16 protein-coding genes are annotated in these 13,851 nt (G+C 34.5%); 2 read left to right on the top strand and 14 right to left on the bottom strand.

The features are described 5' to 3' along the window. Positions 1 to 5: 5 nt before the first annotated feature. The 10 genes from fliO to fliF form a co-directional block, all read right to left on the bottom strand. Complete coding sequence (gene fliO / locus A9G42_RS03330) at positions 6 to 455, bottom strand: flagellar biosynthetic protein FliO (protein WP_141671952.1); 450 nt, start codon at positions 453 to 455, stop codon at positions 6 to 8. Between the two features lie 26 nt (positions 456 to 481). Next, complete coding sequence (fliN, locus tag A9G42_RS03325) at positions 482 to 814, bottom strand: flagellar motor switch protein FliN (protein WP_442903188.1); 333 nt, start codon at positions 812 to 814, stop codon at positions 482 to 484. A 40-nt stretch (positions 815 to 854) separates the two neighbouring features. Further along, a complete protein-coding gene (gene fliM, locus A9G42_RS03320) occupies positions 855 to 1,901 on the bottom strand; it encodes a flagellar motor switch protein FliM (protein ID WP_082211846.1) in 1,047 nt (348 codons plus the stop codon). Positions 1,902 to 1,906: 5 nt separating this feature from the next. Further along, positions 1,907 to 2,374, bottom strand: a complete 468-nt coding sequence (locus A9G42_RS03315) for a flagellar basal body-associated FliL family protein (protein WP_065582109.1) — start codon at positions 2,372 to 2,374, stop codon at positions 1,907 to 1,909. Between the two features lie 180 nt (positions 2,375 to 2,554). Beyond that, positions 2,555 to 3,685, bottom strand: a complete 1,131-nt coding sequence (locus tag A9G42_RS03310; RefSeq protein WP_065652653.1) for a flagellar hook-length control protein FliK — start codon at positions 3,683 to 3,685, stop codon at positions 2,555 to 2,557. Further along, entirely contained in the window at positions 3,675 to 4,139 is a 465-nt protein-coding gene (gene fliJ / locus A9G42_RS03305) for a flagellar export protein FliJ (RefSeq protein ID WP_065587897.1), read from the bottom strand. Before fliJ ends, A9G42_RS03310 begins: the two co-directional genes overlap by 11 nt. A gap of 9 nt (positions 4,140 to 4,148) precedes the next feature. After that, positions 4,149 to 5,522: a flagellar protein export ATPase FliI gene (gene fliI / locus A9G42_RS03300; protein WP_065652652.1), complete on the bottom strand. Its 1,374-nt coding sequence runs from the start codon at positions 5,520 to 5,522 to the stop codon at positions 4,149 to 4,151. Between the two features lies 1 nt (position 5,523). Beyond that, entirely contained in the window at positions 5,524 to 6,300 is a 777-nt protein-coding gene (locus A9G42_RS03295; protein WP_065652651.1) for a flagellar assembly protein FliH, read from the bottom strand. Beyond that, on the bottom strand, positions 6,287 to 7,285 hold the full coding sequence (fliG, locus tag A9G42_RS03290) for a flagellar motor switch protein FliG (RefSeq protein WP_065582104.1): 999 nt from the start codon (positions 7,283 to 7,285) through the stop codon (positions 6,287 to 6,289). The genes A9G42_RS03295 and fliG overlap by 14 nt, the downstream gene beginning before the upstream one ends. After that, the gene (gene fliF / locus A9G42_RS03285; RefSeq protein ID WP_065652650.1) at positions 7,282 to 8,988 is read right to left on the bottom strand and encodes a flagellar basal-body MS-ring/collar protein FliF; all 1,707 of its coding nucleotides are present in this window, start codon (positions 8,986 to 8,988) and stop codon (positions 7,282 to 7,284) included. Before fliF ends, fliG begins: the two co-directional genes overlap by 4 nt. Positions 8,989 to 9,164: 176 nt before the next feature. Between fliF and fliE the strand changes: the two genes are divergently transcribed. Continuing rightward, positions 9,165 to 9,476, top strand: coding sequence for a flagellar hook-basal body complex protein FliE (gene fliE, locus A9G42_RS03280; protein WP_065582102.1), 312 nt, complete (start codon positions 9,165 to 9,167; stop codon positions 9,474 to 9,476). Positions 9,477 to 9,485: 9 nt separating this feature from the next. Here fliE and A9G42_RS03275 read toward each other — a convergent pair whose 3' ends face one another. The 4 genes from A9G42_RS03275 to fliD all read right to left on the bottom strand — a co-directional run bounded on the left by A9G42_RS03275 (position 9,486) and on the right by fliD (position 12,527). Further along, a complete protein-coding gene (locus A9G42_RS03275; RefSeq protein WP_065582101.1) occupies positions 9,486 to 9,677 on the bottom strand; it encodes a hypothetical protein in 192 nt (63 codons plus the stop codon). Positions 9,678 to 10,342: 665 nt separating this feature from the next. After that, positions 10,343 to 10,690 carry a hypothetical protein gene (locus A9G42_RS03270; RefSeq protein ID WP_065652649.1) on the bottom strand — a complete coding sequence of 116 codons (348 nt, stop codon included), beginning with the start codon at positions 10,688 to 10,690 and terminating at the stop codon, positions 10,343 to 10,345. Positions 10,691 to 10,702: 12 nt separating this feature from the next. Further along, positions 10,703 to 11,083, bottom strand: a complete 381-nt coding sequence (gene fliS, locus A9G42_RS03265; RefSeq protein WP_065582099.1) for a flagellar export chaperone FliS — start codon at positions 11,081 to 11,083, stop codon at positions 10,703 to 10,705. Between the two features lie 10 nt (positions 11,084 to 11,093). Further along, positions 11,094 to 12,527, bottom strand: a complete 1,434-nt coding sequence (fliD, locus tag A9G42_RS03260) for a flagellar filament capping protein FliD (protein WP_082211814.1) — start codon at positions 12,525 to 12,527, stop codon at positions 11,094 to 11,096. 332 nt (positions 12,528 to 12,859) lie between these two features. On the opposite strand from fliD, the gene A9G42_RS03255 reads away from it, so the two are divergent. Then, complete coding sequence (locus A9G42_RS03255) at positions 12,860 to 13,675, top strand: flagellin N-terminal helical domain-containing protein (protein WP_065582097.1); 816 nt, start codon at positions 12,860 to 12,862, stop codon at positions 13,673 to 13,675. Positions 13,676 to 13,851 lie beyond the last annotated feature (176 nt).

Below are 13,851 nucleotides of genomic sequence, written 5' to 3'. Positions count from 1 at the left end.
AGTTGTTACTCCTTTTTTGCTTTTAAAGCGGATTGTAATATCTGCTGAAATACGTTACTTTTCACACAAGTGGTATCTGTCATATTTTGCGAAAGCAGTGCTTGAGTGCGTTGTTCATTGATAGTATGTAATAACGTCATTTGTTGAGGTGTAACCCCAATCACTAATAATTGGTTATCAACATGAACCACAACCATACGCTCTTTGGGGCTAATGCTATATGTGGCTTTGACATCGATCCATTGATTGGTCTTTTTTTTCCAGCCCATTCGTTTGGCAAGCCAACCTAACAATAAAATAAAACCAATGACAACGATAAGCGTTGATCCTATTGAGGATCCTACTTCAGTATAAATATTTAACGGAGAAGATGACGGAGCCAACGTTTTGGCGTTTGTTAACGTTTTGGTGTTTGCTATAGTATCCACAGGTTCAACCAAATTAGTTTGCTTCATTACTATTAACGGCTCAATCTTCACTGTTAACGGCTCAGTCTTCGTACACGTTCTGATGGGGTAATAATATCGGTGATACGCACACCATAGTTATCGCCCACAACGACAATTTCACCTTGAGCAATTAAGTAACCGTTAATCAATATATCCAATGGTTCACCAGCTAGCCCATCTAATGCAATTACCGATCCCTGTGTTAAATTTAATAGATCTTTAATTGCTATCTTGGTTCGACCAAGCTCTACACTTAAATCAACAGGAATATCTAAAATCAGATTAATATCTTGCTTTTTTTCTTCCGTTTGTTGCGGTGATAATGTTTCAAAAATAGCCTCTTTAGTGATGAGTTCATCACTCATTACTTTTTCTTCTTGGTCTTCGTCGTTATTTGGTATAATGTCAGTCATTGAACACTCCCTCATTAAGTTGTTCTATTACAGGATTAATGACCTGTTCTACTTGAATTGCATATTGTTTATTTACTTTACCGTAATGGCCTTTTAATACCGGTACACCGCCAACTGTTACATCTATATTTGTTGGTTTTTCAATTGTTAAAACATCATCAACTTTTAACGCTAACAGTTTTTCAACGGTTGTATGAATATGGGTAAAATTGGCAACTAATTCGACAGATGATTGTTTAATTCCAGTGGTTAATGAACTCATCCAGATATTATCGTCTTGATAAGTCTGTTCTTCGATAGGCGGTTTTATTAGCAACTCTTTGATTGGTTCGACCATAGAATAAGGAATACAAACGCAAAATGTTGCTTTGCTATGACCCACTTCAACTTTAAAATTGGTTGTTAACACGACATCGTCAGGTGAGCTAGTAATGTTGGTAAATTTACTTTGCATTTCAGAACGAATATATTCGGTTTCAATGGCGTAAATATCAGCCCATGCATTTTGATAAATAACTAATGTTAACTCGAGCACTCGTTTAATGATTTGCTGTTCCGTGTGCGTAAATTCCCGCCCTTCTGTTTCTATTTGGGAAAAATGTCCATCACCGCCAAACAATGAATCCACAATAATAAACACTAGCTCAGGTGAGAATGAAAATAAACAAGTTCCTCTTAATGGGTTAAGGTGCACTAAATTCAAATGATTTGCTGATGAAATATCAGAAAACTCTTTAAACGTATGAGACTCAACGGGAGAGGCAATTACATCAGTATTACGGCGTAATTGATTAAATAATCCAATTCGAAATTGCCGAGCAAAACGTTCATTAATGATCTCTAATGCCGTTAAACGTTCAGGGATAAATCGATGTTTGACTGATAAATCATAAGGTCTAACATCGGTCTTTTTTCCTGTAGGTAACGAGGCACCCAAAGCATCAATATTGCTATCATCTTCAGCTACAACAAAATTATCAGGGGTTAAAGCATCACTGCTTTCATTTATGTCTTGTTTCGGCTCACGCTTATCAGGCATAATCATCACCGTATAATAAAATCAGTAAATAAAACTTCATCAATATTTACCCAATGTTTTGCATTATATTTTCGCGATAACGTATTTTTTATCTGTTCTTGTAAATCGATTTTCCCTGCTTCTTGCTTTAGCTTATTAATATATTGCTTTGAAGTAAGGAGGAGGATATCGCTTCTTACTTCGGGTAAATAATCCAATAGCACTGTTTTTTGATTTTCATCATTAACACGTAATACCACCCCGACATAAAGGATTTTAGTCATCTCAATATTATCTTCAGCAACAGGCAATGAAATAGTAAACGGTTTTAATGTTAAAAATACTGGCGAGACGATTTCAGGCTCTTCTTGCACTTTAGTTGTGTCTTTTAGATAGCCTTGAAACCACAAATAAGCTGCGGCACTTATTGCTGATAGGGTAATAAGAATAAGGATTAAATTTAAAGCACTTACTTTTTTGGACGTTGTAGGCATATTTACTCTTGTCTCTATAAAAATTTAAAAAGATTTATAATCCATTAATTGGCTATAGTGACGAGAATAATAAATCATATTTTTAAAATTGATTTGAAGAATAGGCAACAAAACATGACCTATTTAAACGTTTCATCTTCTCTAATCCCCAATTTGTATAATAAATAGTAATTTTAATCGTTAAGCAAATATACTGAGTGCCGATTTTTGTGGGCTATTTTCAACACGTACTTGTTCAACATTGATATCGTTTGTCTCTGGATCTAACGTTAGGGCGTTATGTGACTGATTGTGTTTGGTTTGCTGATACATAGCAGATTGTTGCGAATCACTCATCATCGAAAAGTCACCAATATCTGCTTGTTCTAGGGTAATGCCTTGATCGGCTAATGATGTTTTTAAGAAAGGTAGCGCCGATTCTAACATACCTTTAACAATACTATGTGCTGCCATCATATGAAGATTCATCTTGTCATCGCTGATCGCAAGTTTAATGTGTAATGATCCTAATTCTTGTGGATGCAAATTTATGTTGGCAGATTGAATACCTTGCCGATTAAACATAATAATTTGTTCTGTTAATGAATTTTGCCATTGCGTAGTATTTGCTTGCATCGACATATTTAGTGTTGCTGATGTCGTGCTAGTATTAACTGACGGTACTAATGCATTTTGCCCATTGGCATGGGTAGTTAAAGCTGATTCGGGATTGATATGCAAAATCGCACCTTGATCGTCATTATTTGCTTGATTAAAATGCGTATTACCCACATCATTTTTAATTCTTGTGGCTTTTTTATGCACAAGATCAGTGGCTATCGATTGGTTATTGTCCGACAATGGCATGACATCTGTTTGCTGTTTTGCTTTATTGATTAAATTCTCACTGTCATAAATAGAGGCCAGTAGCTGTGTTGGCTGATCATTAATTAACGTTTCTGACGATAAATTATCGAATACATCCGCATCTAAAATGGCAGTATTTAGAGGATTTGTTATCGATAAATTTGGCTTGTTTTTTGCCTCACTATTTTGTTCTGCGCTTACAACATCTTGTTTTTCTTGTTCAATAGTTTGTATATAAAAAGGATTGATAGCCATAATGATCATATCAGCATCATGATCTTCGTGTGTATCATCGATAACATTTAACTCAGCATTAATGATTTTTTTGCCTTGTTGGCTTTGCTTTTCACTCTGTTGCAATAATTGTTGAAAACCATCATTATCACTTGCAATTACATCCGTTTCAACTGATTGCGATTGATGAGATGGGGTAAGATTTAAATCATTAATAAGATTAATATTCATTTAATACTCTCCTTGCTAGTTGTAGCTGTGCAAATTCATCAGTCAGTTTTTGTTGCAAACGGCTTTGTTGCTGTAACCGTTTTTTATATTGCTTGTCTAATAATGTTGTATAAGTGTTCAAGTTTTTTTGTGATTGATTAAGTTGATGGGTTATTTGCTTTTGCTTAATATCTAACGATAACAATACTTTTTTTTGCTGTTCAATGCCTTTTTCAAGGGTTGAAATAAATGCATTAAAATTACTTAATTGGCATCCATTAATACCATGAGATAAGGCATTATTTAATTTTTGTCGGTACTCATCATAATAATCATTTAATACATTCAGTTGTGATTGTGCATTACGATGATTTTCATGGGCTTTTTTTAACTTAAGTAAAGTATCGTCTACCGATTTTTGCGCCAATTTTTTTAGTGTTAAAAAAGCAAATTGCCCAGAATTTTTATTTACCATTACTCAGTCCTAACTAGCTAATTTGGGTTCGACAATATTTACTAATTGTTGATAAGCATCTTGATAACTACAATGCTCATTAATTCCTTGCTGTAAAAATTTTTGCATAGCAGGAAACAGCATAATCGCCTTATCCAATAAAGGATCGGTGCCAGACACATAAGCACCAACATTAATCAAATCTCGGTTTCGTTGAAAACTTGAAAATAACTGTTTAAACAACCGTGATTTTTTTTCATCCTCAGGTGCGGTAAGATCGGTCATCACTCGACTGATTGAGGCCTCGATATCAATAGCGGGGTAATGACCAGACTCAGCAAGTGAGCGTGACAAAACAATATGCCCATCGAGTATGGCTCTAGCTGAATCAGCAATCGGATCTTGTTGATCATCACCTTCAGTTAATACCGTATAAAATGCCGTAATTGAGCCTTTTCCTTCTTCATCATTGCCTGCTCTTTCAACTAATGCTGGTAATTTGGCAAAGACCGATGGAGGATAGCCTTTCGTTGCTGGTGGTTCTCCAATAGCTAACGCAATTTCACGTTGTGCCATGGCATAACGCGTTAAAGAGTCCATAATCAGTAACACATTAAACCCTTTATCGCGGAAATTTTCGGCGATTTTAGTCGCATAGGCAGCGCCTTGTAAGCGTAATAATGGCGAGACATCCGCTGGTGCGGCAACAACAACCGCTCGCGCTAATCCCTCTTCACCTAAAATATTTTCGATAAAATCTTTAACTTCTCGCCCCCGCTCACCGATCAATCCGACAACTATAATATCGGCTTGGGTGTAACGTGCCATCATGCCAAGTAAAACGCTTTTTCCAACGCCAGAACCAGCAAATAACCCCATTCGCTGTCCTTTACCAACCGTTAATAATGCGTTGATTGCTCTAACGCCAACATCAAGCACTTGGTGAACTGGCGTGCGCTGTAATGGGTTAATCGATTTATGAGATAATCCAACAAATTCAACATCTTCTGGTAACGGTTGACCATCTAACGGTTTACCCATAGCATCAACAACTCGACCTAACAAACCCATTCCCATGGGTAATACTTTATGACTAAAGTGCGCTAAATCATATTGCTTGGTATAAACACGAGCGCCTAATAAAATACCGTCAGTGGATTCAAATGGCATTAAGTAAAGCGTTTTATCACTAAATCCAACTATCTCGCACTCAACAGGCTCAATTCGACCGTCGGTTTGTCGTTCAACCAAGCAGTTAGATCCCAAAGGTAACTTTAGTCCAGTAGCTTCTAACACAAGTCCCGATGCTTTAACCAATCTTCCGTATTGGCGGATTAGTGATAATGATTCAAGTTGTTGTTTAGCCTGATCAATTTTACTTAGCCATTTTGCAGAATATCTCATGTTAATGATTGTCCTCTTTTAGGCTATCAGACATTATTTGCCAGTGTTGACCGACATTTGCGTCAATTTCATTAGTTTCGGTAAATATCTTACATCCACCCTGTTCTACGTTAGAATCGGCAATAAGTTGCCAATGATGTTGACTGATTTCATCATTCAGCATGGGTTCTAACCATAGCAAATCAGCCGGATTAAAATGCAATGCAATAGGTTCAGACAAGATTGAACACTGTTCAACTAATGTTTTTATGGTATAAATAAGCTGTTTTTGCTTAGCTTTTGGTATCGTACCTACTGTTTTTTGCGCAGCAATCAATGCTAAATCAAGCAGTTTAGGAACAATTAATTCATTGATTTCGTTAATCGAATTTTGAAAATTAGTCATTAAATTAGCTATAGCTTGAACGGCATTTATTTTTTCTTTATTAAGTTGTTGTTCAATGAACTGGCGCCCTTCTTGCTCGCCAATTCGATATCCTTCATCATAACCAGTCTGTTTACCTGCATTGAAACCTTCTTGTTGACCTAAATTAAAACCTTCCTGATAAGCCTGTTTTTTTACCTTTTCTTTTAACAGCTCTAACTGTTGTGCCTGATTTAACTCTGGTTCAATTACAACATTATCTATCTCGGTAGCAGTTAATTCTGTTTCAGGTTCATCAATTTCAACGTTTATAGTAACTTCATTTTTACTTAACTTCGGTAATTCGGATAAATAAAAATCTTGAAAAATTAATGGTTTCCAATTTGATCTATCTAGCCGGTTACACATATTCATCATCACCGCTACTTAGGATCACTTCACCACTTTCTGCTAATCGACGAGCAATCGCCAATATTTTTTTCTGTTCGGTTTCAACTTGAGATAAACGTACAGGTGGCCTATTTTCTAAATCTTCACGTAAAATAGAGGCTGCACGCTGTGACATATTACTTAATAATTTGTCACGTAACTCAACCGTTGCACCTTTCAATGCAATGATTAACATTTCATTATCGATTTCTTTAAGTAAGCGTTGAATACTTCTATCATCCACTTCAACAAGATTTTCAAACAAGAACATTTCATCAATAATTTTTTGGGTTAATTCTCCATCATAATCACGCAATGCATTAATAACTTGCTCTTCTTGCTGTGTTTTCATTAAGTTAATAATTTCTGCCGCAGTACGTATACCACCAAGATTATTAAGTTTGATATTTTGACCATGTAGTAAAGTCGATAGTGAGGTTGAAAGCAATTGAAGCGCTGAAGGCTCAACCCCCCCAAATGTTGCAATACGTAACATAACATCGTTTCGTAATTCATCATCAAATAAGTTTAGAATTTCTGCCGCTAAATCGCGATTTAGATGAACAAGAATCGTTGCTATAATTTGAGGATGCTCTTTCTTCACTAGATCAACCGCTCTTGTTGCATCAATATAATTGAGCATTTCAAGACCATCGGTAGCTTCTTCTTGTTCAGTTGATAAAAGTTCATCAAGTAAACGTTCCGCTTTTTCACTACCCAGTGAACGCCCCAATATTGATCGTAAATAACCATTGGGATCAGTATTTAAAACAGCGCACTCTTCAAGTGCAACTTGGCACTCGTTAAGTATGCCTTTCAACTGTTCTTGAGAAAACTGAGGCAACGACATCATAGCACTACTAATTTGTTGTACTTCTTTTTGGCTAAGATGCTGCATTACTTGCGCCGCCAGCCCTTCGCCTAATACCATTAAAATGGCAGCCGCTTTCTGAGATTCACTTAAAATCATTGGTTAGTGTCCTCCCTACTTATCCAGCTACGAATAATTAATGCCATTACGCGAGGCTCTTTCTCAACAATTTTTCGTATGTGCTGTTGTTGTTGCATATTATCTTCAAACATTTTGTGTTGCTGTTTACTGTGTGCTTTATAATCTAATTTTTCTTCCGCTGATAGCTCAATATCAGATGTTTGACCATTACTGTTAAGAAGCTGTCTTTGTAATTTTATCCAGAACGATCGTAATACCTTACGCCATAAAACCCATAAAATGGCAATATAAATTAAATATTTAACTGCATTTTTAACGGAGTCATAAAATTCATTTGTTTTCCAAAATGCGATATTTTCGTTTTCATCAAATAATTGATCAGTAAATTTCAAATTTGCAACCGTTAATGTATCGCCACGTAAATCAGAAAAGCCCATTGCTTGGCGTGCTAATGCTTCAATATTTTTCAGCTCATCGTTATCTAACTTTACCCATTGTTCTGTTATAGAAGATGACTTGCTGTCATCATCAGATTTAGCCTCATCTGGCTCAATGGTGACAAATTTATAATTAACCAAAACAGCCACCGATAAACGTTTAACCCGTCCTTCCGGTATTTGGCTACGTATAACTTGTCTATTTACTTCAAAATTAACGGTATTATTCGATTGTAAGTTGTAAGGTTGTTGTTTATTATTTTTTTCAATCGATTCATCGTTTTCATCGATTGGTGCACTAGGTGTTGGTACAGGTTGATTAGATAATGCACCTGGCACTCCGCCAATACCATAGCTTGTTGCTGATTGATGATTTTCGACTTGCTGTTTACTACGGATGGTTTGATTCGCAATATTGCTATTAGGATCATACGTTTCTGATGTCGATTCTTGGCGACTAAAATCAACATCAGCATTCACTTGTACCTTGACGTTATTTTTACCCAAAATAGGAATAATAATTTTTTCTACTCGCTCACGAACGCTGTTTTCAATCCGCTCACTAAACTCCAACTGCGCAACATTCGCGCTTCTGTCACGATAGCTTTCACCAGTTAATAAATTGCCTCGCTGATCAATAATTGTGACTTTGTCGGGCTGTAATTCCGGTACACTACTTGAAATCAAATGAATAATGCCATCAATTTGACCTTGCGATAATGAGCGACCTGGGAGTAATGTTAATGCTACTGACGCTGAAGGAAATTTGCGTTCTCTAACAAACAAAGAAGGTTTAGGCATAGCTAAATGCACTCTCGCATCATCAATACTACTAATGATAGCAATTGTTCTTGATAATTCGCCTTCTAAAGCGCGTTGATAATTAACTTGCTCATTGAATTGGCTCATACCAAAACTTTCTTTATCAAGCAATTCAAAACCAACTGCACCACCTTTAGGCAACCCTTGTTGGGCAATCCGTAAACGGGTATCGTAAACTTTATCTTCAGGAATTAAGATAGTCGTGCCAGAAGAGGAAAATTGATAAGGAATATTCATCTTATCAAGCTGGCTAATAATTTCGCCACCATCTTTATCATTCAAATGACTAAATAGAACTGCGTAAGGCTCATCTTTAGCCCATAAATAGACAAAACTCATCATTGCGATTGTAATGACACCAGCAATTAACAATGCCATTTTTTTGTTTTGTTTTAATTGATTGACAAAAGGTAACTTATTTAATATTGATTGACCTTTATTATTGACTGTTTGGCTAGTCATAGGCATCCTGATTCTAAACTATTTAGATTTACTCTGTCGTTTATTATCCATGTATTTAGAAAATTCAATGGCTAGAAAAGCGTATAGTTTTCCCCTTACTTAAACCCTTTGGCTTTTTATTTTTATGATAAATTTAATGGTACATTGACAAAAAAATACAAGACGTAATTATCAACATGAATACAATCAATACGTTAAATTCAATTCAATTCGCTAACTTAAATCAATTAACAGAAACTTCACAACAATCAACTTTTTCTGATAAACAAAATTTTGGTTTAGCGCTAAAAAATGCGTTAGATGGAATAAGTCAGCGACAAATACAAGCACATAATGACGCTAAAGCTTTCGAAATGGGCGATCCCAATACGTCATTAAATGAAGTGATGGTTAATATGCAAAAGTCATCGGTTTCATTGCAGTTTGGTATTCAAGTGCGTAATAAACTGGTTGCCGCTTATCAAGAAATTATGAATATGAATGTTTAATTAATGGCATCAAATATCATTCCTATATCCTAAATTTTGCATTTTACTTTTACCGATAACCATTAATTCTGATCTAAATGCGATAATCAACGCACCACACCATTCAAGTTTAAAATAAGCATCGTTCATATTTTTGATGCTTGTTTTTCTACGCAATATATTATTTTTGTTATCAATTGATGACTCAAAAAACTTTACCATTTTTACTCTGCTATTAAAAAATAACGACATAATGCGATTTTTTAATAAAAAAACAACCAATGAAATACATAAAGGATTCAACGTGATAATATTCAAAAAACAATATTATTCACTGGTCTATTACTCAGCATAGTATCAATCAATTGCCATGCGCAATTCCCTGTTGTGAGTTGCCCTACAACTTTTTCTGATGGACAGAATGTTTACCAGCTTAATAACGCCAAACTATTTGCTGGACCAATCTGTAATAAGGTAGATTTAGTACCCGAATTTAAAAAAGAAAAAGTAATATGGTAACTTATCCCACAAATAACGCCTTATTTAGTTTGCAGATATGCTGAAACCAACCATTACATTGTTTTTTATGCCAAGGGAGCAACTTATTGCGAAAGATACGCAGCACCAGTGCAAGCACATTGTATGCCGTAGCTATTTTACAATAGCATTCTTAGACGTTTTTCAATTATCCTGAAAAAAATTAATCATTGGCAGTATCATCCAAACCAAAAATGCCAATGACACAGTTATCTTTTATGAGAAAGAAGAAGATAATCAAACAAAAAATGGTTTATTTTAAATAGATGTGTTTGTTAAAACGAGTTGAATAAACATATTGGCTTGAGCTTTATCTGATAAATAAAACTCAAACCAATCAGTTTGCAAACTCACATTAATCTTGCCATTTCTTGATAGTTGTCTATTTTATTTTGATAATCAACATGCTCGCCGATCATCTTTCTCAGCTGAGCATGACGAGTAATAATCAATTGAGTTAATTGTTGTTGATAACTTAAAATGTTTTTTATATACATCTGAATGATATCGCGATGTTGTTTTGGCAATGTATCCATGCGGATAAAATCGCCTGTTATTATAAGATTTTCAGACAATTGTTGATATTTTTCCTGCCAACTGACTAATGATTCCCAATGTTCATCGTGTGCATTAATCAACATTTGTTCAACGACATAATTCAATTGTTCATATTGTTCTAATAATTTATTTCCTTGCATAAGTATCCTTTTTTATTTTGCAATTTCACGCCAAGATTCGGCAATATTGTTTAACAGATCATAACAAGTTTGTAGCTTTTCTTTGTCATTATGTAAATTAGCTAAAACTAACTGTTGGCTAATATAGCGATAGAGACGATCTAAATTTTCGGCAATTTCTCCGCCCTTTTCTAAATCTAGACAGCTTTTAAGCCCATTATCAACAATATTAATCGCTTTAGAAATTGCATTACCTTTACCGACAATATTACCTTTTTGAATATACAAGCTAGCTAATTTAATTGCGTTAAGCGCACCATCAAATAATAATACGATCAATTGATGAGGCGATGCTTGGCTAACTCGCGTTTCTAAATTCACTTGCTCATAGGCCTTAGAACCTAATTGGTACATTATTTACTCCCTATTTTTTTAAATTTGCCATCATGTCAAATTGGGTTGTTAAATAATTACTCATGCTATCTAACTCGTTAATTAAAATATCTAATTTGGTAAATTGCACTCGATAACGTTCAATAGTTTGTTCAATAGAATTGCTTACTTGATCATGGCGTTTCTCTAATGATTTTAAGGTAGAATTTAACCCATTAGTTGCTGAATCAATCATGCCATCGCTATCAATAAATCCACTCACTTTGGCAAAAACTTCGTTAGCAATACCCGTTTTTTCACCATCACCAGTAAATAATATCATTACCGCATCGCTGTTTTCATTGAGTGCTTTTTTCAGCTCATTTTCTTTGATCGTTAACTGGCCACTTTTGTCCATATTGATGCCTATTTGCGACAAAACAGCAAATTCGCCTGATTGTCCTTTGGCAAAGATTGAACGAATACTTTGATCAATATTACGTAACGTTGAATCGCCAATAAGTGGACCATTACTACTGTTTAATTCTTTTGAATTTTTATCTTCTGCAGTAAACTTAGTTAATGATGAAATCGTTGTTTGTAATTGATTAAATGCATCTATCCATTCTTTTATGGCTTCTTCCGTTTTTTCATGATCAGCAGTTATAGCAAGGCTTTGGCTAGTTGGCGTTATCTGTTTTAAGGTAATATCAACACCAGCAATAACATCCTTAACCGTATTAGACCCACTGGTTATGGCAATACCATTAAACGAAAATTTAGCATCTTGCGCTTTTGCAACTTCAGTCATATGACTATTACTGGATTGATTAATATCAAACCCAATAACATTACTTAACATTTCGTCATCTGATGAAATAGAAGTAATGCTTTGTTGTTCACCTGTTTCTTTCGATGTGATGACTAATTGATAACCATCTGCTCCGGAACGAATAATGGAAGCATTCATTGTTGAAGAGCTGGTTGTTCCATCTTCATTAGTAACTTTGGCATTATTAATGGCATTTGCTATTGATTCTAAAGATGTCTCATCCTGAGATAAGGTTATATCAATTTTTTGACCATTAGCTTGTTCAATAGTAATAGTTCGCGTTTGGTTATCATTACCCAACTTAGCATTTTTATCATTGATTGTCGATGTAGCAATACCATGAGATGTGGCTAATTGATCAACTGTAACTGTATAATTACCTAATGCTGCTTTGCTATTTGCTTTTACCGAAAAATAATTGTCATTTCCTGTTGCTATTCGGCTTTGAAAAAGATCTTTTTTTTGAAGTTTTTCCGTTACAGTATTAAATGTTGTTAATGCACTTTTTAATTTACCAAAACCACTAATTTTAGCATTAATTGCTTTTTGTTGAGTTGTAATTGGGGTTAAACGTGTTTTTTCGGCCACTTCTAGTTGATCTAAAATACCATTAAGATCAATTCCAGAACCAATGCCTAATGCGCTCATTGCCATGATTTAGTCTACCTATAACAATTATTCAATATTGTTTATATCGGCTGATAATTAGAAAAATTTAGTCTTCCTTTAAATATTTATCTAATAAATTGATAATAATCTATTCTTTCGAATAAAAAAATCATTAGAAAATTATTTCCAAAAAATAATACTATGATTATATTTAATAATATCAGTTTAATTTACAACTAAATTGCTGCTATAAAAAAATAATCATCAAAAAGATTAAAGTTCCCTATTTTGTTACCGATAAGTTATTTGTCAGCAAGAATTATGAATTAAATTTAAATATCTTGTTGATTTTAATATTTATATTATTGGAGATAAAAATGGCACAAGTAATTAATACAAATACAATGTCTTTAATGGCAAAAAATAACCTTAACAATTCTCAAAGCGTTCTTAGTACTTCTATTGAGCGTCTTTCATCAGGTATGCGTATTAATAGCGCAAAAGATGATGCAGCAGGTCAAGCAATTGCTAACCGTTTTTCATCAAACATTAAAGGCTTAACGCAAGCGGCACGTAATGCAAATGATGGTATCTCCCTTGCACAAACTACTGAAGGTGCGTTAAACGAAATCAATAACAACGTACAACGTATTCGTGAATTAACTGTTCAAGCAGCCAATGGCACCAATTCTGAAAGCGATTTAGTATCAATTCAAAATGAAATCGATCAACGTTTAGACGAAATCGATCGTGTTTCTAAACAAACTGATTTCAACGGCTCTAAAGTATTATCAGAAGATAAAACGCTTAAAATTCAAGTGGGTGCAAACGATGGTGAAACTATTGAAATCCATTTGAAAAAAATTGATAGTACTGAACTTGGTTTAGATGGATTTAAAATTTCAGGTGAAGACCTAACCACAGATCCATTAAAAACAATTGATGAGGCATTATCAAACATTGATGCATTACGTGGCCAACTTGGTGCGGTACAAAACCGTTTCGAATCAACAGTAAACAACATCAATAATACTGTAAACAACTTAAGTTCTGCGCGTAGCCGTATTGAAGATGCTGATTATGCAACAGAAGTTTCAAACATGACTCGTGGTCAAATCTTGCAACAAGCAGGTACTTCAGTACTAGCTCAAGCTAACCAAGTACCACAATCAGTACTTTCTTTATTACAATAATTGTAATTACCCATTTTTGATCATTCAAAATTTACACATAGTCATAACAGTATTTTTATAATGTTGTTATGGCTAATAATTATAATTAACTATTTTTTCGCCCTTTATTCTGCCCATTAAATTCATTAACTATCGTCATAATACTATTCGGCATTTTTCTTAACATTGGTTCAAAA

Origin of the sequence: Gilliamella sp. Nev6-6, from assembly GCF_001690605.1 — a bacterium.
GTDB lineage: Bacteria > Pseudomonadota > Gammaproteobacteria > Enterobacterales > Orbaceae > Gilliamella > Gilliamella apicola_C.
Note: the sequence above shows the minus strand (reverse complement) of the source record. Positions and strands in the feature narration are given on the sequence as shown.